The organism is Leptolyngbya boryana PCC 6306 (genome assembly GCF_000353285.1).
Classification (GTDB): domain Bacteria; phylum Cyanobacteriota; class Cyanobacteriia; order Leptolyngbyales; family Leptolyngbyaceae; genus Leptolyngbya; species Leptolyngbya boryana.
Genome location: NZ_KB731324.1, coordinates 5,823,706 through 5,841,933, shown reverse-complemented (window position 1 = coordinate 5,841,933; position 18,228 = coordinate 5,823,706). Strand labels below are relative to the sequence as shown.

The 18,228-nt window shown below is 46.6% G+C and carries 24 protein-coding genes; 16 read left to right on the top strand and 8 right to left on the bottom strand.

Features of this window, described 5'->3' with window-relative positions:
• Nucleotides 1-50: 50 nt before the first annotated feature.
• Both LEPBO_RS0129165 and LEPBO_RS0129160 read right to left on the bottom strand, forming a co-directional pair.
• A complete protein-coding gene (locus tag LEPBO_RS0129165) occupies nucleotides 51-995 on the bottom strand; it encodes an SPFH domain-containing protein (RefSeq protein ID WP_017291136.1) in 945 nt (314 codons plus the stop codon).
• 12 nt (nucleotides 996-1,007) lie between these two features.
• A complete protein-coding gene (locus LEPBO_RS0129160) occupies nucleotides 1,008-1,418 on the bottom strand; it encodes an NfeD family protein (protein WP_017291135.1) in 411 nt (136 codons plus the stop codon).
• Between the two features lie 176 nt (nucleotides 1,419-1,594).
• Between LEPBO_RS0129160 and LEPBO_RS0129155 the strand changes: the two genes are divergently transcribed.
• Both LEPBO_RS0129155 and LEPBO_RS0129150 read left to right on the top strand, forming a co-directional pair.
• On the top strand, nucleotides 1,595-3,466 hold the full coding sequence (locus LEPBO_RS0129155; protein ID WP_017291134.1) for a PP2C family protein-serine/threonine phosphatase: 1,872 nt from the start codon (nucleotides 1,595-1,597) through the stop codon (nucleotides 3,464-3,466).
• A gap of 64 nt (nucleotides 3,467-3,530) precedes the next feature.
• Complete coding sequence (locus LEPBO_RS0129150) at nucleotides 3,531-3,788, top strand: ferredoxin-thioredoxin reductase variable chain (RefSeq protein WP_317135202.1); 258 nt, start codon at nucleotides 3,531-3,533, stop codon at nucleotides 3,786-3,788.
• Here LEPBO_RS0129150 and LEPBO_RS0129145 read toward each other — a convergent pair whose 3' ends face one another.
• Complete coding sequence (locus LEPBO_RS0129145; protein WP_017291132.1) at nucleotides 3,789-4,016, bottom strand: hypothetical protein; 228 nt, start codon at nucleotides 4,014-4,016, stop codon at nucleotides 3,789-3,791.
• Between the two features lie 156 nt (nucleotides 4,017-4,172).
• Between LEPBO_RS0129145 and LEPBO_RS0129140 the strand changes: the two genes are divergently transcribed.
• The 8 genes from LEPBO_RS0129140 (at nucleotide 4,173) to LEPBO_RS0129095 (ending at nucleotide 10,110) form a co-directional block, all read left to right on the top strand.
• Nucleotides 4,173-5,516: a sensor histidine kinase gene (locus tag LEPBO_RS0129140; RefSeq protein WP_017291131.1), complete on the top strand. Its 1,344-nt coding sequence runs from the start codon at nucleotides 4,173-4,175 to the stop codon at nucleotides 5,514-5,516.
• An 87-nt stretch (nucleotides 5,517-5,603) separates the two neighbouring features.
• A complete protein-coding gene (locus tag LEPBO_RS0129135; RefSeq protein ID WP_017291130.1) occupies nucleotides 5,604-6,332 on the top strand; it encodes an LmeA family phospholipid-binding protein in 729 nt (242 codons plus the stop codon).
• A 13-nt stretch (nucleotides 6,333-6,345) separates the two neighbouring features.
• Nucleotides 6,346-6,870 (top strand): DUF2231 domain-containing protein, encoded by a 525-nt coding sequence (locus tag LEPBO_RS0129130; RefSeq protein ID WP_017291129.1) that lies wholly within the window; start codon nucleotides 6,346-6,348, stop codon nucleotides 6,868-6,870.
• Between the two features lie 102 nt (nucleotides 6,871-6,972).
• Complete coding sequence (locus LEPBO_RS0129125) at nucleotides 6,973-7,326, top strand: hypothetical protein (RefSeq protein WP_017291128.1); 354 nt, start codon at nucleotides 6,973-6,975, stop codon at nucleotides 7,324-7,326.
• Between the two features lie 86 nt (nucleotides 7,327-7,412).
• The gene (locus LEPBO_RS0129120) at nucleotides 7,413-8,285 is read left to right on the top strand and encodes an SDR family oxidoreductase (protein ID WP_017291127.1); all 873 of its coding nucleotides are present in this window, start codon (nucleotides 7,413-7,415) and stop codon (nucleotides 8,283-8,285) included.
• A 171-nt stretch (nucleotides 8,286-8,456) separates the two neighbouring features.
• A complete protein-coding gene (locus tag LEPBO_RS0129115) occupies nucleotides 8,457-8,681 on the top strand; it encodes a hypothetical protein (RefSeq protein ID WP_017291126.1) in 225 nt (74 codons plus the stop codon).
• A gap of 52 nt (nucleotides 8,682-8,733) precedes the next feature.
• A complete protein-coding gene (locus LEPBO_RS0129110) occupies nucleotides 8,734-9,003 on the top strand; it encodes a hypothetical protein (protein WP_017291125.1) in 270 nt (89 codons plus the stop codon).
• 597 nt (nucleotides 9,004-9,600) lie between these two features.
• Nucleotides 9,601-10,110, top strand: coding sequence for a hypothetical protein (locus LEPBO_RS0129095; RefSeq protein ID WP_017291122.1), 510 nt, complete (start codon nucleotides 9,601-9,603; stop codon nucleotides 10,108-10,110).
• A 36-nt stretch (nucleotides 10,111-10,146) separates the two neighbouring features.
• Here the strand turns inward: LEPBO_RS0129095 and LEPBO_RS38605 are convergent, their stop codons facing one another.
• On the bottom strand, nucleotides 10,147-10,503 hold the full coding sequence (locus LEPBO_RS38605; RefSeq protein ID WP_017291121.1) for a hypothetical protein: 357 nt from the start codon (nucleotides 10,501-10,503) through the stop codon (nucleotides 10,147-10,149).
• Nucleotides 10,504-10,887: 384 nt separating this feature from the next.
• Between LEPBO_RS38605 and LEPBO_RS0129085 the strand changes: the two genes are divergently transcribed.
• The 6 genes from LEPBO_RS0129085 (at nucleotide 10,888) to LEPBO_RS0129060 (ending at nucleotide 14,516) form a co-directional block, all read left to right on the top strand.
• Nucleotides 10,888-12,147: an RNA polymerase sigma factor gene (locus tag LEPBO_RS0129085; RefSeq protein WP_017291120.1), complete on the top strand. Its 1,260-nt coding sequence runs from the start codon at nucleotides 10,888-10,890 to the stop codon at nucleotides 12,145-12,147.
• A 72-nt stretch (nucleotides 12,148-12,219) separates the two neighbouring features.
• Nucleotides 12,220-12,588, top strand: a complete 369-nt coding sequence (locus LEPBO_RS0129080) for a YciI family protein (RefSeq protein ID WP_036044965.1) — start codon at nucleotides 12,220-12,222, stop codon at nucleotides 12,586-12,588.
• Nucleotides 12,589-12,624: 36 nt separating this feature from the next.
• A complete protein-coding gene (locus tag LEPBO_RS0129075) occupies nucleotides 12,625-13,104 on the top strand; it encodes a DUF1579 domain-containing protein (protein ID WP_017291118.1) in 480 nt (159 codons plus the stop codon).
• Nucleotides 13,105-13,126: 22 nt separating this feature from the next.
• Nucleotides 13,127-13,483, top strand: a complete 357-nt coding sequence (locus LEPBO_RS0129070) for a YciI family protein (protein WP_026149009.1) — start codon at nucleotides 13,127-13,129, stop codon at nucleotides 13,481-13,483.
• Nucleotides 13,484-13,515: 32 nt separating this feature from the next.
• Nucleotides 13,516-14,013 (top strand): VOC family protein, encoded by a 498-nt coding sequence (locus tag LEPBO_RS0129065; protein WP_017291116.1) that lies wholly within the window; start codon nucleotides 13,516-13,518, stop codon nucleotides 14,011-14,013.
• Nucleotides 14,014-14,084: 71 nt separating this feature from the next.
• Nucleotides 14,085-14,516, top strand: a complete 432-nt coding sequence (locus LEPBO_RS0129060; RefSeq protein WP_026149008.1) for a YciI family protein — start codon at nucleotides 14,085-14,087, stop codon at nucleotides 14,514-14,516.
• A 198-nt stretch (nucleotides 14,517-14,714) separates the two neighbouring features.
• Here the strand turns inward: LEPBO_RS0129060 and LEPBO_RS0129055 are convergent, their stop codons facing one another.
• From LEPBO_RS0129055 to LEPBO_RS38600, 4 genes are read right to left on the bottom strand one after another with little or no spacing between them, the layout of a single operon-like run.
• Nucleotides 14,715-15,743: an aromatic ring-hydroxylating oxygenase subunit alpha gene (locus LEPBO_RS0129055; protein ID WP_026149007.1), complete on the bottom strand. Its 1,029-nt coding sequence runs from the start codon at nucleotides 15,741-15,743 to the stop codon at nucleotides 14,715-14,717.
• Complete coding sequence (locus LEPBO_RS0129050; protein WP_017291113.1) at nucleotides 15,740-16,888, bottom strand: LptF/LptG family permease; 1,149 nt, start codon at nucleotides 16,886-16,888, stop codon at nucleotides 15,740-15,742. Before LEPBO_RS0129050 ends, LEPBO_RS0129055 begins: the two co-directional genes overlap by 4 nt.
• Nucleotides 16,889-16,891: 3 nt before the next feature.
• Complete coding sequence (gene lptB / locus LEPBO_RS0129045; RefSeq protein ID WP_017291112.1) at nucleotides 16,892-17,620, bottom strand: LPS export ABC transporter ATP-binding protein; 729 nt, start codon at nucleotides 17,618-17,620, stop codon at nucleotides 16,892-16,894.
• Nucleotides 17,621-17,660: 40 nt separating this feature from the next.
• A complete protein-coding gene (locus LEPBO_RS38600; RefSeq protein ID WP_017291111.1) occupies nucleotides 17,661-18,131 on the bottom strand; it encodes an LptA/OstA family protein in 471 nt (156 codons plus the stop codon).
• Between the last annotated feature and the right edge of the window lie 97 nt (nucleotides 18,132-18,228).

Genomic DNA, 18,228 nt, shown 5'->3' with positions numbered 1-18,228 from the left:
GACAAAAGTTGGAGTTTTTAGAGAACTCCAACTTTTGATAGTTCGAGAAGCTAAGCTTTGCCGTTCTCATCGACGATCGACAGCATTCCCTGTAAGGTTGCTGGAATGCTGCGAGGATCCATAAACATTACCTTGCTGCTTCCGCTCTGACCCACAGTTTTGCCCATATCCAGATAGCCGAGTGCCAAGAGGACTTTACCTGCTTCAGCCGCACGTACATCATCTTTCAGGGCTTGAGTCACAATCTGAATTGCTTCAGCAGTTGCTTGAGCTTTCAACACGGCTTGCTGACGTTCTGCTTGAGCTTTCAGAACAATACTTTTCTGCTCAGCTTCAGCAGCCAAAATCACTGCTTTCTGACGCGCTTCTGCATCGAGAACTTGCGCTTCTGCTTTACCCCGAGCCGAGTTGACTGCTGCTTCTCGCTCACCCTCAGAAGTCAAAATTGCTGCCCGCTTGCGACGTTCTGCCGACATTTGCAATTCCATTGATTCTTGGACGGCTTTCGACGGCACAATATCTCGCAACTCAACCCGCGTAACTTTGACTCCCCAAGGATCAGTAGCCGTGTCGAGTTCTCGAAGTAAGATTTCGTTGATTTGCGATCGCGCCGTGAACGTCTCATCTAATTCCAACTGCCCCATCTCGGCTCGAATCTGGGTCAACACGAGATTCACCATTGCCGATTGTAGATTTTGAACTTTGTAATAGGCTTTCTCCATATCGACGATGCGCCAATAGACGACAGCATCCACCGTGATCGAAACGTTATCCCGCGTAATACAGCCTTGCGGTGGAATGTCGAGCACTTTCTCTCGAATCGTTTCTTGGAATGCCACGCGATCGAGTCCCGGCAAAACAAAATTTAACCCTGGCGAAAGTTTACGATCGTAGCTTCCTAGCCGTTCAATCAGGGCTTCATTTCCTTGCTGAATAATTTTGACGCTTGAAACTGCACCGCCGCCCACGACTAACGCAATCAACCAACCCCACATAAATTTTTCTCCTTAAATATCTTCGGGCATGACAATTAAAGTTGTTCCCTTGCGTCCGACGACATAAACGCGGACACCTGCGGGAATATCGAGATGAGAACTTTCACAGCGCGCCGCCCAAGAGTTGCCTTCATAGCAAACTCGCCCCAGTTGTCCTGACCGGATTTCAGTGAGGGTTTCAGCTTCACTGGCATCGAGTTTTAAATTGGCACGGCGATTGACGAACCGACGGGAAAACAGCACCATCGCGATCGACAAGATCACCCAAACAATGGCTTGGAGATTCACAGGCAACCAGTGCGCCACCATTGCAACACAAAACGCACTAATCCCCGTGACAAAGGCGACAAATGCGGTTGGCAGAATGAATTCGACTAGACACAATCCCGCCCCAAGCAATAGCCATAGAACAGTAGGATTCATAGAGACATTGAGTTTCCAGTTTGAGGAATTAAAATGTAGCGTTCCCCCGATGAGAAGTCATGCTTTAATACAGACTTCAAACCGCAAATGCAACATTCCGGCAATGACTGTAGCTTTTCCTCTCAGTCGGCGCTAAGATGCTCTGCGATTCGCTTCTTCATCCTAGCTTCTCCCTTATGAATTCCACGTCTAATCTTCCCAACTATACGTCGGCACTGGCGATCGATCGGTCTCAAGCGCAAGGGTTTCACTATCTCTGGGCAGTAGGAGCGACCGCCCAAAATCAGAAGCCTGGCACAACAATCGCGGCTCGTTATCAGGTGAAGGCAGCCCAAATCTGGCTAGATACCCAACCCGAAGTCGATCCTCAAGTGCCGCTTGCCGTCTCGGAAATCGCACAGACTTATATGCTGTTGTATCCGTATCGGCTGCATGTGCCAGAAGTGTATGGAGTTTGCCGAGAGGGCGGCGACGAGATTCTACTGTTGGAAAACGTGCCGCTCACTGAGAACGGGGAATTGCAGCCGTCGATCGCGCAAGTGTGGCATCAAGGCACTGCGACTCGGCAGGTCTATTGGCTCTGGCAAATGCTGGAATTGTGGACTCCTCTGTCTGAATTAGGCGTGGCATCGAGTTTGTTATCGCCGGAGCAGGTGCGGATTGAAGGCTGGCGGATTCGATTACAAGAGTTGATTTTTGACGAAGGACAGACGAGCGAATCCTTTAATCGACCGACGCTCGCAAATTTGGCGCAGAGTTGGCTCGTGCTATTGCCGGATGCCAAGCCGATTATTGCCGATAAGCTACAAGCGCTGTGTACGTTGATGCAGGCAGCAAATGTCAGCTATCGCGATATTTCAACGCAGTTGAATGCGTTATTGCTCGAACAGGCGGCGGCGTTGCCGTTGCGATCGCAAGTCATCGGGGCAACTGAAGTTGGAAAACGGCGATCGCATAACGAAGACACTTGTTACCCGTTACACACGAAGACGCAATCGTTTGATGAATTATCGGCGCGATTAACGATCGTCTGTGATGGAATTGGCGGACACGATGGCGGAGAAGTGGCAAGCCAACTCGCTGTGCAATCGATTCAACTGCAAGTCAAAGCGTTATTGTCGGAAATCGCACATCAACCCGAACTTTTGCCGCCGGATTTGATTTGTGATCAACTCGCCGCGATCGTGCGAGTCGTGAATAATCTCATCGCCGCTAAAAATGATGCTCAGAATCGCATGGCGCGGCGACGCATGGGCACGACCTTAGTGATGGCGTTGCAGATTCCCCAATGCGTTACGCTCACGAGTGGGTCTGTTTCTAATAACGGTCACGAACTGTATATCGTCAATGTCGGTGACAGTCGCGCCTATTGGATTACGCCAGAATATTGTCACCAATTGACCGTCGATGATGATGTTGCGGTGCGAGAAGTGCGAATGGGTCGATCGCTGTATCGAGAAGCGCTGAAACGCCCTGATTCGGGCGCATTGACGCAAGCGATGGGAACTCGTGAAGGGCATCATCTCCATCCGAGTGTCAGACGCTTCATCATCGAAGAAGACGGCTTATTAGTGCTGTGTTCAGACGGCATGAGCGATAACGGCTTTGTCGAGCAATCTTGGGCAGATTATGCAGAACTGATCTTGCAGGATAAATTTTCGCTAGAGTCGGCAGTGAAATCTTGGCTCGACTTTGCCAATCAGCGCAATGGGCATGACAATGCTTCGATCGTGCTGACGCACTGTCAAGTTTCATCCTCGCTGCCGGAATTGCGATTGCCGATGTCATTTGTGACTGGGGAAGACGATCAGGATTTACCCGCTCCAGTCGTGATCCCGCCGACTGAAGTTGTCCCACGGAAACGCAAGAGCCGGATTTGGCTCAAAACTTTGCTGGTTCTGCTGTTGGGCGGTGGTACTGCACTGGGAGCTTGGTATTATCGAGATCCGGTGGGAATGGAGCAGCAAATTAAAGGGATGGAGCAGCAGATCAAGTCGAAAGTCGAACCATTGCGTCAATTCGTGCCTAACGATTTGCTGAAGCGATAGAGCGATTGACACGCATTATGCAAAGATAAAAAGGTTATCTATCGTTCATACAGGGCAAGCGACTGTGGTGAATCTTGCGGAAAGAGGGACACTCAAGGTTATGAATATTGGCGATCGCGTTCGAGTTAAAGAATCAGTGGTGGTGTATCACCATCCAGAACACCGCAACGAGGCATTTGATATCAAAGGTCAAGAAGGTGAAATTATAGCGATCGTCAAAGAATGGCAGGGTCGTCCGGTGAGCGCAAATTTTCCTTATCTCGTCAAGTTTGCTGGCAAGTTTCGTGCTCACCTGCAAGAATTTGAACTTGAGGCGATCTAGCTAACTGGATCTGCGTCGAAACCATCTGAATACATTGACATCGCCGCGCATTGTTTCCAGTTCGCGGCGATGTTGCATTGAAACGGTTGCGTACCATTCACAATAGCGATCGTGCTCATCTCGCGATTGAACTTCATAGTAAAACTGATGTGTCGTTCGATATATCTGAAAGATTTCTGGTTCGACGGGCAATGTTGGCACGAACCAGCGATGATCTCGGATCGGCATAGATGAAGAGAGATTGGGTTGGCTTGTGAACAATCTAGCGTACTTTCTCAGAATCCTGCTCTCTTGATAGAGTTGTCTATCTTAAAAATTTGCAAAAATAGTCACAGAAATTTTTATATCTTTATTCATTTCGTATTTTCAGGGCGATCGGACATTATGAGCCATGAATCAGACAATCTTCGCGATCGTCAAAAAATTGCTGATCAATTAGATACGATCGATGAGCGATTTAATCAAATCCATGAAGCGGTCAATCAATCTGATTCTTCTGATACATTTTCAGATTATCTCAACGCGCTTTCAGAAGCATTATCAGAATTAAAAGTCCTTGAACAAGAAGTGTGCCGTCAAAATCAGCAGCTTTTTGAAACTCGACACGCGCTTGAAATTGAAAGACAGCGCTATCAAGAATTATTTGAATTTGCTCCGGATGGATATTTAATTACCAATAAACATGGCAAGATTCAAGAAGCAAATCGCGCCGCTGCTGAGCTATTTAACATAGAGAGAAAGTATATTATCGGCAAACTTCTGATGAATTTTGTCTCAGAGGAGCAGCGAAATATTTTTCGATCGCTCTTGGTTCAACTGCAATCGGTTGATCAAGTTCGAGAATGGGAGATGGGATTTATCACTCAAGATAGACAGAGATTTGAAGCAGCATTAACGATCGCGGCTGTCAAAAACAATCGGGGAGAAACGGCTGCTTTGAGATGGATTTTACGCGATATTTCGGCTCGAAAAGAAATCGAATCTCAATTGAGAGCTATTCAAAAACAGAATTTAGAATTAATTGAATCGGTACAGTTAAAGGAGCAGTTTATTTCAACGATGTCGCATGAATTGCGAACTCCTTTAACTGCCATTATTGGATTTTCCAATTTACTTTTAAGGCAGTTTCATCAGCAAGTTCCGCCGCATCATCTTCGATTAATCGAACGAATTTTTCAAAACGGGAAGCACTTATTGGGCTTGATTGAAGATATTTTAGATTTTTCTAATTTACGAGCCAATCGCTTTGAGTTGAGGCTAGAAACCTTTGATCTGATTGAGTTGATTCAAGCAACCGTTCAAGAAATGCGATCGCTCTCTGAGCAAAAGAGTTTAGACCTGGATATTCAGTTTGAAAGTCACTCCCTTCTCGTGACGAATGATCGCATTCGGCTGAAGCAAATTATCGTCAATCTGCTCTCAAACGCGATCAAATTTACTCATTCAGGTTCAGTTTCTGTGAAAGTGGAAGTCAGGAAAACTGGGCGAATTGCGATCGTGGTTCAAGATACGGGAATTGGCATTGATGATAGTCAATTAGACGCGATTTTTCAGGAATTTCGACAAGTAGATCAATCTTCCACTCGACTACAGAATGGCACAGGCTTGGGGTTAGCGATTACAAAATCTCTCACGCAACTGATGGGAGGAACGATCTCCGTTCAAAGTCAGGTTGGGCTTGGCTCAATGTTTACAGTAGAACTGCCGACTCACGTTGCCTCCCTCTAGGCATAGGTCTAGCTCTATCAGTGTGCAGATTTAGAGCCGAGATGAGATGTTCTAGAGTAGCGCTGAATGATGGCACAGGAGAGGGACATGCCCGATTTAGGTGAACAGGCAGTCAGTAAAGTTGCAGAGCTAGGAATTAAAAGCCAACTGGATGAGGTGGAAACCTTAGACGTTGAAATTGAAACTGATCCGCTCAAAATCATGACAGGCGCAGTCGATTCAGTTGCGATCGAAGGCGAAGGCATGGTGATGAAGCAAGACTTGCGGATTGAGAAAATGGAACTCAATACGGGAGCCGTTGCAATTAATCCTTTGAGCGTGGCATTTGGAAAGATTGAGCTTGCTCATCCGACTGAAGCAGAAGCGATCGTGACTTTGACTGAAGCAGATATCAATCGTGCATTTAACTCCGATTTCGTCCGAGAAAAAATGCAGAACCTAGATGTGCATGTGAATGGTGAACCTGCCACCGTAGACATGCAGAAAATTGAATTTGGATTACCTGGAGAAGGAAAAGTTTCTTTAGCAACTGATGTACTTTTGCAAGCCAGCCAAGAAAGAAAACACGTTGCATTTACAGCAGTCCCAAAGATTAGCGAATCTGGACAGCAAGTCGTACTTGAAAATGTTGAACCGACTGATAATCAAGAACTTTCTCCAGAGCTAACTGAAGCGTTACTCAATCAATCCAAAGAGCTATTGAATCTAAGAAATTTTGAGCTTGAGGGAATGTCTTTGCAGTTAAAGCGGTTAGATGTTCAGACCGGAAGAATGATTCTGGAATCTGAAGCAATTGTTCATCAATTTCCAAGTTAATTAGGAGAATACTATGACGAAAACGACACCGGATATTCCTTTATTGATCGAATCAGATGAAGCAGAATTGCGCGATAGTGGTGTGCCTAGCACCGTTCATATTGCTAAGCATCCGCTGCATCCACTGATTGTGACTTTTCCGATCGCATTTCTCACAGGTACATTGGTAACAGATGCAGCGTATTGGTTTACTAGCGATCCATTCTGGGCAAGAGCTTCATTTTGGCTACTGGTTGGAGGACTGGTCACAGGTCTCGTTGCAGCAGCAACTGGAATGAGCGATTTTCTCAGAATTGGGCGCGTTCGGGAGCACAGTGCAGGCTGGGCGCATATGGTAGGAAATATTGCAGCTTTAACTTTATCTGCGATCAATTTATGGTTGAGATGGGGCAACGAAACGGGTGCAATTTTGCCGACTGGAATGATTATTTCGCTATTCGTGTCTGCAATTTTAGGAATTACTGGATGGTATGGAGCAGAGCTAATTTACCGACATAAAGTTGCAGTAATTGGAGTTGGCCCAAATCGCCGTCCTTAGTATCTATCTCACCTTTGAAAGATACGATAACTCACCGTTTGAAAGAGGTATAAACTGCCTCTTTTTTTTATGTTGGTACTAAGAAGAATTCAATTTTTTATTATGAATAAAGATTCAGCAGCAGAAACTCAATCTGGAATCAATCAACCGATGACCGCAGCAGAAGTTGATCCCCAGCAAAAATTAGAACAGCAAAAAGAGCTTGCTAAGGGACATCTCGCATCGAATCCGGGCGATCGCATTGATCCGTCAAAATCTCTCGAAGAAAAAGCACAGCAAGTTGCAGTCGATGCCCCTGACATCACTGGTGATCACATTACAGTCCCAACCTATTTTGTGTTTGAGACTCCAGATGGCGAGAAGAAAGCGTTACACCATGTCAAAGATGCGGAAGAAATTTCCGACATGATCCGCTTAGCAAGACTAGACGAAGATGGCAATCGAGTTTGGCGGTAGAGTCCCGGTTTTGGGCGAATTAATTTTGTTTCACATCCATTTCGCCCAATCCTCTACAGAACATCGAAAACAACAGGAGCAAGTCAATGGTACAAGCATCGCCAGAAAAGCAGAAGTCGCAGCCTCCACAGCAGCAAGACCAGCAGCCCGGACATGAGTCACAAATGACTCCTGCACCACAAAGCTATGGAGAAAGATATCAAGCAGCAGGGAAACTTTCCGGTAAAGTTGCACTCATAACTGGAGGCGATAGCGGAATTGGTCGTGCGGTGGCGATCTTGTTTGCGAAAGAAGGTGCAGACGTTGCGATCGCGTATTTGAATGAACATGACGACGCAAAAGAAACGGCTCGACTTGTCGAACAAGAAGGGCGCAGATGTCTTGCCCTTCCGGGCGATATTGGGGATGAATCGCTCTGCCAATCGATTGTCAAAAAGACGATCGATGAATTCGGTCATCTCGATATTTTGGTCAATAATGCCGCTGAGCAGCATCCTCAAGAATCGATCGAGAATATTACTTCAGAACAGTTAGAGCGAACTTTCCGCACGAACATTTTTAGTATGTTCTTTTTGACGAAGGCAGCAGTGCCGCATCTCAAAGAGGGAAGTTCGATCATCAATACAACTTCTGTAACTGCTTACCAAGGTAGTCCACAGTTACTCGATTACTCTTCGACGAAGGGTGCGATTGTTGCATTTACGCGATCGCTCTCCCAATCTTTGATTGAAAAAAGAATTCGAGTGAATGGGGTTGCGCCAGGTCCTATCTGGACTCCCTTGATTCCGTCTACATTTCCTGAAGAGAAAGTAGAATCATTCGGTAAGCAAGTTCCGATGCAGCGAGTTGGACAACCTGATGAAGTTGCACCAAGCTATGTTTTCTTAGCATCCAGTGATTCGAGCTACATGAGTGGGCAAATCTTGCATCCAAACGGCGGCAATGTTGTCAACGGTTAAGTAAACTCGCCCGAATTTTAAGCACTCCAAACTTTCAAAAGTTGGAGTGCTTTTTCCGTGCAAAACCGAGAGCTTCGGAGATTGAGTCCACTAACTCTCAACTTGGGTTAGTAGAAGAGAAATAAAATACTATAAGCAAGGAGAATTTATCGGATTTTTGGAGCTTTAGAGATGCAATTTAGAATACAGAGAGCAAGCCTAGTAGACCGCGAGAATCCAGTTGCTGAAATTTGGCATAATGACCAATATGTGGCAGAGATTTCACAAGAAACAGAAGAATTTCAGTTAGATATTTATCCAAATCCTGATCCTACCTCTAATGGGGTTTGGTCATTTGATCTGGATGCCTTTCTAGTAAATTTAGAAGAAGCAAAACGAACATTGCGCGAAAAATAGTCTGAGTGTAAAGTTCCAAACTTCGTTGGCAGATAATTTTTAGGAGGAACTCATGGTTTCGATCATATACAAGACGAATACAGACGATCTTGAAGAGATCCTTGAGGTTCATCAGCAGGGCGGAAAAATTCTTTGCCCTCTCTGTAACTCTGACCTATTGATTCTTGATTCCTATGCGTCTGCTTCCGCACACCAAAAACGCCCTGGTATCTACTGCCCAACCAGTGATGAGCATGTGAATTGCACTTTTCTGCTCGCTGATCGACATGATGAGGTTTGGCGAAGATTTGAAGAGCGAATGCAGAAGCATCGTGAGCTTTGAAAGTGAACAAATGCATAGTTAGATCTTGATGCCAAAGGGTAATGCTCCCGTTCAATTTTTCATCTAGTGAACCTTCTCCCGTCATGATGATGTTGGAAATGGGGTGAAAAAAGAGGGAGTGATCGCAAATAAATATCTGTTTGCGGGTGAGCAGTTTGATCCGGGGTTGGACGATTACTATTTTCGCGATCGCTTCTACGACTTTCAGAATGGAATTTTTGAAATGTTCGGTTCAAGGAGCAGAACAGTTACTCTTCTTGATGCTGAGATTGAAGTGATTAGATTTCTGCGATAGACAATTCTGTAACCTGAGCAATCATTTCAATCGATAACCCCTGTTGGGACATCGGACGTGCGATCGTTCGGCGCTCCTCTTATTTGCTCTGTTCCTGAGTCTGCTGTTCCCAAGCGAGAAATGCTTCCGAGAGTGCAATGAGTGCTTCCTGTCGGCTAAAGTCCTGAATATTGCCTAAATCTATTCTAATCTTCCATCCTGCCAATAATCGCAGAATTTCATTTCGTCGCGAATGATCTGAGGGTAAAATACTCTGAACCAAAACCCTATAAGAACGAACAAAACCTAATTTTGAAAGTATCATGAGTGATGAGCTTAGTAATAACGCTATACAAGTAGCTAGAGCCATTCAGCCACTCAAATGGAACTGGCGGCGACAAGAATGGAATAGCATTGTCTCTGAGTTAAATTTGCAGTTAATTGAGCAAGTTCAATCGAGAGAGACATACTCATTAGTTAATGAAAGTGATTTGAGCGTCTACTTCTCAGATAACAAAGTTGAGCATGTAGAGATTGATTTAGCTGTATTTGTTGAAACAGACTCCTTAGACTCAGATGAGTATGATGAAAAGGTAAGCGAGTTTCAAATTTACTACGAACAATGTCTACATGCTCTGGAGTCTCACCTTGGCTTCCCAAATATAGCTATTGACAGTGATGACTATGATGCGATCGAATCTTCAGCATGGCGCTTAAAGAATGCATTCGCTTTACTACTTCTGAGTAATCAGGGCTTTGATGTCCCAATCATTCTGTCTATTCGCATAATCCCGCCTATTGTGTGGCGGAATATGCATGGTAAAGAGAATTAGAAAGACAACTGCTATTTCTTTTGCTCGAATTGAGAGTCAGGATGCTGCGATCGACCATTGTGTTGCTTGAGCAATCGCTTCAATTGGTAGTCCTTGTTGCATCCGAAGTGCAATCTCTTTCCGCTCTTGCTCCTTCGCCATTTGTTCAATCGAGGTGATGTACGGCATCTGTCTCTCCTGTTCGTATTGGGCAAGTTCAGCCTGAAATGCTTGTTTCAGTCCCTCAGGTAATTCCAGCGTCCAATCCAAAAAACGGAACAAGTTCAGTATATGTTGTCGCTCATAACCCTGCTCATACAGCCGTCGCGTGAGCCGAAACTTCCACTCTTTCCGAGCTTGGGCATCGTTGCGTGTCTCCTTTGTTTTCAGATGTGCCATTACTGAGGAAATCATAGCCTTACCTCCAATCAATATCTGTAATTGCTCAACCTAGTAGCCAATCGGTCTGCAGTGAGGTAAGGATACGGGAAATAGCATCAAAATTAGATAAACCTGGTTGAGCAATTACCTTTAGTCATAAGAACACATCTCTCACCCAAACAAATCAATCAACAAAGAACATTCCTTTGGCATAGTTGTAATGTGAGTAAAACTCTTGTACTATAAAACAGGCTTGATAGTTGCGATCTCTCATCCTGATCATGCAGTGCAAGAGAGGCTTTATGGAACAAACGATTTCGGCTGTGTTCCCGTTCATGGGGCATTTCCTAAACATCCAAGGTGATCAAATTCACTGTTAGTCCCTATCCCGATCTATAAGGCGTTGAGGTCTAAGTGATGGATGAACATTCGATCGAACAAGCTCGCCAGACGGTAGACCATTTCTATCGCACTGAGTCCCGTCGGGTTTTCGCAACTCTGATCCGACTGTTGGGGGACTTCGACCTTGCAGAAGAGGCGCTGCACGAAGCATTTGCAGCAGCAATAGAACAATGGACACGGGACGGGGTGCCACACAATCCCAGATCCTGGTTAGTTTCGACCGGACGATTTAAAGCGATCGATACCCTGCGTCGTCGATTTCGCTTTGATGCTTCACTGGGAGAACTGGGAGCGCGACTTGAACACGCAGAAAATTCCCTCGTGTTAGAAGACAATGAGGTTGAAGATGATCGGTTGCGGCTGATTTTTACGTGCTGCCATCCCGCCCTTTCGCTCAATACCCAAGTTGCCCTGACCCTGCGGGAGATCTGTGGTCTGAAAACGGAAGAAATTGCCAGTGCCTTTTTGTCCACACCCTCCACCATTGCCCAACGGATTGTGCGGGGCAAAGCAAAAATTCGAGATGCTCGCATTCCTTACGTCGTACCTGCGATCGCAGATCTTCCCGAACGGTTCGATGCGGTATTGTCAGTCATCTATCTCGTCTTCAATGAAGGGTATTCCGCTTCATCCGGTGAGTTTGTGACGCGACCGGATTTGTCAACCGAAGCGATTCGCTTAGGGTGTCTCCTGGTTGAACTCCTGCCCGATGCAGAAGGCATGGGACTTCTCGCACTCATGCTATTTCAGGAGTCACGCCGTACTGCCCGCTCCTCCCCAGAAGGAGATTTAATTTTGTTAGAGGATCAAGATCGTTCTCTTTGGAACCGAGAGCAAATTGCAGAAGGTCAGCGATGGGTGGAACAGGCGTTAGCTGCTCCACAGATTGGGGTGTATACGCTGCAAGCCGCGATCGCGGCTGTCCATGCTGAAGCACCCAGTGCAGAGGCAACCGACTGGGGACAAATCGTGGCATTGTATAACCTTCTCGCGCAGGTGGTACCTTCCCCGATCGTGCGGTTGAACCGAGCCGTTGCCGTGGCGATGCGAGAGGGTGCAGGGGCAGGACTGCAACTGGTTGATGGCATTTTAGAGCAAGGTGAATTGTCCGACTATCACCTCGCTCATGCGGCACGGGCGGATTTGTGCCGACGCTTGGGTAAGCTTGCCGATGCCAAAGAATCCTATCACCGCGCCCTTGCCTTAGTGCGACAGGAACCCGAACGCCGATTCTTGGAAAAACGCCTGCGCGAATTAGGTGAAAAAAATTTTTAACGGGATGTCGATTTATGGGAATCCCGAACGACTACTGAATGAAAGCGCCCATTCTCTAATTTGGAGGAGCGGATGAAATTTATTTGCCTTGGCTATATGGAAGAACGCAAGTGGGACGAGATGCCAGAGCGCGATCGTACTACTCTGATGGAAAAATGTTTTGCCTACGATGACGAATTGCGTCAGGGTGGACACTTCATGGGTGGAGAAGCCCTACAAAGTGTTCGCAATGCGGCAACCCTGCAATACCACAATGGTCAGGTTGCTGTTACCGATGGACCCTACGCAGAAACCAAAGAACAACTCGGCGGATTTTTGGTGCTGGAAGCCAGAGATCTGAACCACGCGATCCAGTTGATGTCAAAGCATCCGGGTGCCCGTTTTGGTTCCTTTGAGATTCGCCCAGTGGATGAAAATCAATGCGTCAGCGACAAAGTTTGAGTTCGCTACTTGACTCATTAACTACGGAGAAAACCAATGCAAGCAACATTACAAAAGCAACACCAATGGTTAGACAAACTGATTGGGGAATGGAATTATGAATCGGAATGCCAAATGGAACCGAATCAACCACCCTCAAAATTTAAGGGAACTGAAATTGTAAAATCGCTAGGTGGACTCTGGATTATCGCTGAAGGTCAAGGCGAAACACCAAATGGTGAAATGGGAACAACAATCGTAACCCTAGGGTATGACCCGCAAAACGATCGCTACATCGGAACCTTTGTTTGTTCGATGATGTCCCATCTTTGGCTTTACAACGGTTCCCTGAACGAAACCGAAACCGTGCTCACACTAGATACCGAAGGACCCAGTTGCACTGAAACCGCGTTAGCAAAATACCAAGATATTATTACGTTTGTTAGCAACGACCACCGGATTTTGACCTCCCAAATTTTAGGAGAAGACGGCAACTGGCATCAGTTTATGACGGGTCACTACTGGCGCAAATCCTAGTTCAACGATCAGGTTCAAACCCATGAAATACATGTTGTTGATTTACAGTGACGAAACTGCATGGAGCGAGAGTGAACGGGAGCACGGCTATGCTGAGTCGATTCAACTGACGCAAGAACTCCAAGCAAAGGGACAATATTTGGGTGCGTCACCGTTGCACCCCGTTTCAACCGCAACAAGCGTTCGGGTTCGGGACAGCAAACGGATGATCACCGATGGTCCATTTGCTGAAACTCGCGAACAACTCGGCGGTTACTTCCTGATCGATGCAAAGGATCTCGATGAAGCGATCGCGATCGCTGGACGCATCCCTGGTGCCCGTGTCGGCACCGTCGAAATCCGCCCTGTGCTGGAGCTATCAGCCTTGCTGTCAGATTAGTCTTGCGATTTTAGCTCATTCAGAGAAACACCATGCCAACCATTCAGAAAATAACTCCCTGCTTGTGGTTCGACAATCAAGCAGAAGAAGCTGCTCAGTTTTATACAGCGATTTTTAGCAATTCCAAAATCGTCACCATTACTCACTATGGAGAAGCTGGGCAGGAGATCCACAAAAAACCAGCCGGAACAGTCATGACTGTAGCCTTTGAGCTAGATGGGCAACCATTTACGGCGCTCAACGGGGGACCAACCTTCAAATTCAACGAAGCCATTTCCTTCCAAATCCATTGCGAGACCCAGGAAGAAGTGGACTACTACTGGCAGAAGCTATCTGCGGGTGGCGATGAAACAGCACAGCAATGTGGCTGGCTCAAGGATCGATACGGCGTTTCATGGCAAGTTGTTCCGCGTATTTTGGTTGAAATGCTCAATGATGCCTATACAGAAAAATCCCAAAGAGTCATGACAGCAATGCTGCAAATGAAGAAGATCGAAATTGATGAACTGAAACGCATCTCTGTTGAATAACAGTGAATATCTCTACACAATCACACTCAACAACAATCAAACATCAAACATCAACAACGGGAGATTCAACAATGAAGGTTATGGTAATAGTAAAAGCAACTCAAGACTCGGAAGCTGGTGTGATGCCCAGTGAACAACTGCTAACCGAAATGGGAAAGTATAACGAAGAATTGGTCAAGGCTGGCATTATGCTAGCAGGCGAGGGACTGCATCCTAGCTCGAAAGGGGCACGGGTTCAATTTTCTGGAACGAATCGCACGGTTATTGATGGTCCTTTTACGGAAACCAAAGAACTGATTGCTGGGTATTGGCTGTGGCAAGTGCAATCGATCGAAGAAGCGATCGATTGGGTGAAGCGTTGCCCCAACCCTATGCCGGGAGACTCCGAGATTGAGATTCGTCCAGTGTTCGAGGCAGATGACTTTGGTGAAGCATTGACACCTGAACTCAGAGAACAGGAAGAACGCATTCGCGAAAGGACTGAGAAGCTAACGCAAAGATAGGGAACAAAAGTTCGCCTTGTGTAATCCCCATCCAACCTACCTGTCACAGCTTATGGACTACTAGCATTAAGTCCATAAGCTGTGACGCTGGTTAACTGACAAAACTGGAGGCGAGGAGCAAAATCCCGTCATCTAGGGATTACCACACCACTTCAATTACTGTTATGGAAAATGCTCCTCGCCTTTATTGTCAGTCAATCAGCTTCGCCATCTCAAAGTTTGCTCTTTGACAGGATTAATGAAGGCTCGATGTTCAGATTGCGATCGCGCAAATTCTGCCTTCAATTGGTAGTACCATCGCGCCTGAGTATCTGCATCTTTGATCAACATCAAGCCTGGATTGTGCTGTAATCCAATCTTCTGTTTGACGACCATGTCTCGATCTTGATTCAAGAATGTTCGAGTGAGCGGAAGTAAAAAGGGCTTCAACAGATTGAACCAAGGGATTGTTGAATAAAAGAGCGTAGTAACTTCTGTCTCGGTATCATTCAGCGGAGTCATCGTCGTTAGATTGCAGACTCGATGTCGCTTTGTAATCACTTGCTCAAATCGTACTCCTGGGAGTTGGAATGAGATTTCGACTTCTGGATCACCGCCTACTAGATCGTAAAGAAAGGTCGATCGCTCTAATTTATGCCGCCGCATCGTAAATCCGAGCGGAGACGGATCAAACGTTTTTACTTCTTCTGCCAGGGTCGGATCAGCCCGCCACCACCACGCTCGATGCACAAAAGGCACATGCGCTGGATCCATTAACCCGACTACCGCATGATCTAAGTACGTTGGAAAGTTCATCACAACAGCGGCTTGATACGTCGTGTCAAAGCCAGGGACTTGAGGCGGCTCATCTTGGGGAGACTGCTCTCCGATGTAAATCCAAATATTGCCTTGTGCTTCTCGAATTGGATACGATCGCACTCGAAATTTAGAAAAATCTAACGTTTGATCCTCAGTCAACGCTGGAATCGCAGTACATTGTCCGGCTGCGTCAAACTTCCAGCCGTGGTAAGCACATTCCACCTCAGTACCGTCAAATCGCCCGCAACTCAGCGGAACAGCCCGATGCGGACAGATATCTCTCAGTGCAAAGACTTTGCCCGCCTGAGTCCTGCCGAGTAAAATCGGTTCATTGAGCAGGGTTTTCGCGATCGTTTGTCCCGGCTTCAAACTTCCACCCGGCAGCGCATAGTACCAAAGGTCGCGCAAAAACAAAGGCTTGTCCATCATTTTGCTGCTCGTACTAATAGCCAACTCACTGCCCCCAGTCCCAACACAGTCGGCAACCAAGCTGCCAAAATCGGCGTGAAAATCTCCAACCGCCCAAACGCATCACAGACAAACGACAGCAGGTAGTAGGTAAAAATGATCAAAATACTAATCGCAAAACTTGCACCTCTGCCGCCTCGTCGGGGTTTCGTGCCCAACGTCGAACCTGCTAATCCAAAAACCAAGCACACAAATGGAAAGGCAATTTTCTGCTGAATTCTCATTCTCAATTGATTGGCGCGCTTCTCATCGCCACTTTGGTTGACCAACTGGAGATAATCCTGAACTTCGGCAATATTCATCTCTGCCGAATCAGTTTTGTGAGTCGCCAAATCCAGCGGGGTTCGGGGCAATTGAATCTGCTGCCGCTCGAATTTGAGAATATTGCGGTAAGACGCATTCGGATCAACCAGGTAAATTGTGCCACTGAAAAAGTCCCAGGTTTGATCCTCATAGTTCCAGCGAGCAGAATCTGCACTAATGATCTGATTCACCCCGTTTTGAGAGAAATCCAGCACCGTTAAGCCCTTCATTTGCTGCCCGTCGAATCGTTGAGCATAAAAAATTCGATCGAGCATTTGTACACTCTTTCCATCGGGCTGCTTCTCATCGCGATACTGCTGAAAGACAATATTCTTCTCATCAAACTTCGGCTTATCTTGCTTTAATGCTTGTGATAACGTTTGAGTCGCTTGATATTTTGCTGCCGGAACAATTGCTTCATTAAAGCCAAAAGTCATCACAGAAACGAGAAAGCTCAACACGATCGCAGGTGCAACCAGTCGATAGATGCTAATCCCGACACTTCGCAGCGCAATCAACTCACTGTCAGTCGAAAGCCGACTATAGACCATTAACGTCGAAAGCAAGGTTGCCATTGGAAAAGAAAGGCTAGCAAACTCTGGCAGTCGCAAGAGAAAAACGCGAGTTGCGATCGACAACGGCAAGCCCATTTCTGTCATCTGGCGAATCAGATCAAACACCGCTCCTACCGACACCAGAATCGATGTAAACGCTGCCACGCCAAAGATAAATGGACCCGTCAATTGTCCAGCAATATAGCGATCGAGAACCGAAATCGGCGCGCGGGTAGGAGCTAAAGACATAATCTAGGGTTGAAAATTGTCACCGAGATAATACTGGCGGACTAAGGGATTGTTGTAAAGTTCCTCAGCACTGCCCGAGGCAAGAATCTGACCATCTCGCATGATGTAAGCGCGATCGATAATGGCTAACGTCTCGCGCACATTATGATCGGTGATCAGAATCCCCATATGGCGATCGCGCAATTGCGCCACGATTGTTTGGATTTCAGCAACGGCGATCGGGTCAACGCCTGCAAACGGTTCGTCTAATAATAAAAATTTGGGTCCGTCTACCCCTGTTGCCAAAGCCCGCGCGAGTTCTGTCCGACGACGTTCTCCACCCGACACTTGAATTCCGAGCGAAGAGGCAACTTTTTCTAATCGAAATTCTTTCAGCAAACTGTTTAAGCGATCGTTCCACTGCCAGCGCGGAACCTTGGTTTGCTCCAGCACGAGTAGAATATTTTCTCGTACGGTTAAATAGCGAAAAATGCTCGCTTCTTGAGCAAGATAGCCAACTCCGAGATGAGCGCGTTTGTCGATCGAGAGATCCGTCACTTCTTTATCATTCAACCAAACCTTACCGCTGTCTGGCTTTTCTAGCCCAGTTGCAATATAAAACGTCGTCGTCTTTCCGGCTCCGTTGGGACCAAGCAGCCCGACAATCTCACCCTGACCCACAGACAAACTGACGCGATTCACCACTGGGCGATCGCCAAACGATTTGTGAATATTTTCTAGAACGATTCTCAAAACCCGCTCCTAAAACCTGAAAAAGAGGGGACGTAACTCGTTAACGACTCGACCGAAACTGAGATTGTGGGCTAAAAGGAGCAGGAGCCGCAGGTGCAGGCGAAGCAGGAGCCGCAGGTGCTTCAATCAAATAGACCGCTTCTACTTGTTTATTCGGTTGAGGGAGTGCCACAAACCGCCCTTCATCGACTAAATACGTAATCGTTTCTCCCCGCAAACTATTGCCCTGTTGCAAGACGTAGACATCCCCTTGCAGAACAATCCGGCGTTCGTTGCTGTAATAAATAGCTTGAGCAGAAGTGGCTTGAATCTGACGAGCAGGATAGTTAATCTGGACGTTACCTTTTGCAACGACAACCCCTGTTTTCGCGTTTGCCTCAGTACTATTGGCGCGCAAGGTAAGCGGAGTCGAGCCTGCGGGTGCTTGAGCGATAGAAACACGTCCATTCGCAAGCACAGCAGCGGCGATGATCGGCAGAACTAGGAGAGAACGAACGGAGAAGCGAGACATGAGTGGAGACTGGGGATGAGGGTGAACAGGACGAATCGAATATATCACTATCAGAAAGTTAAGCGTATGCGATCAATGAATTCTTTGACATCGGGCG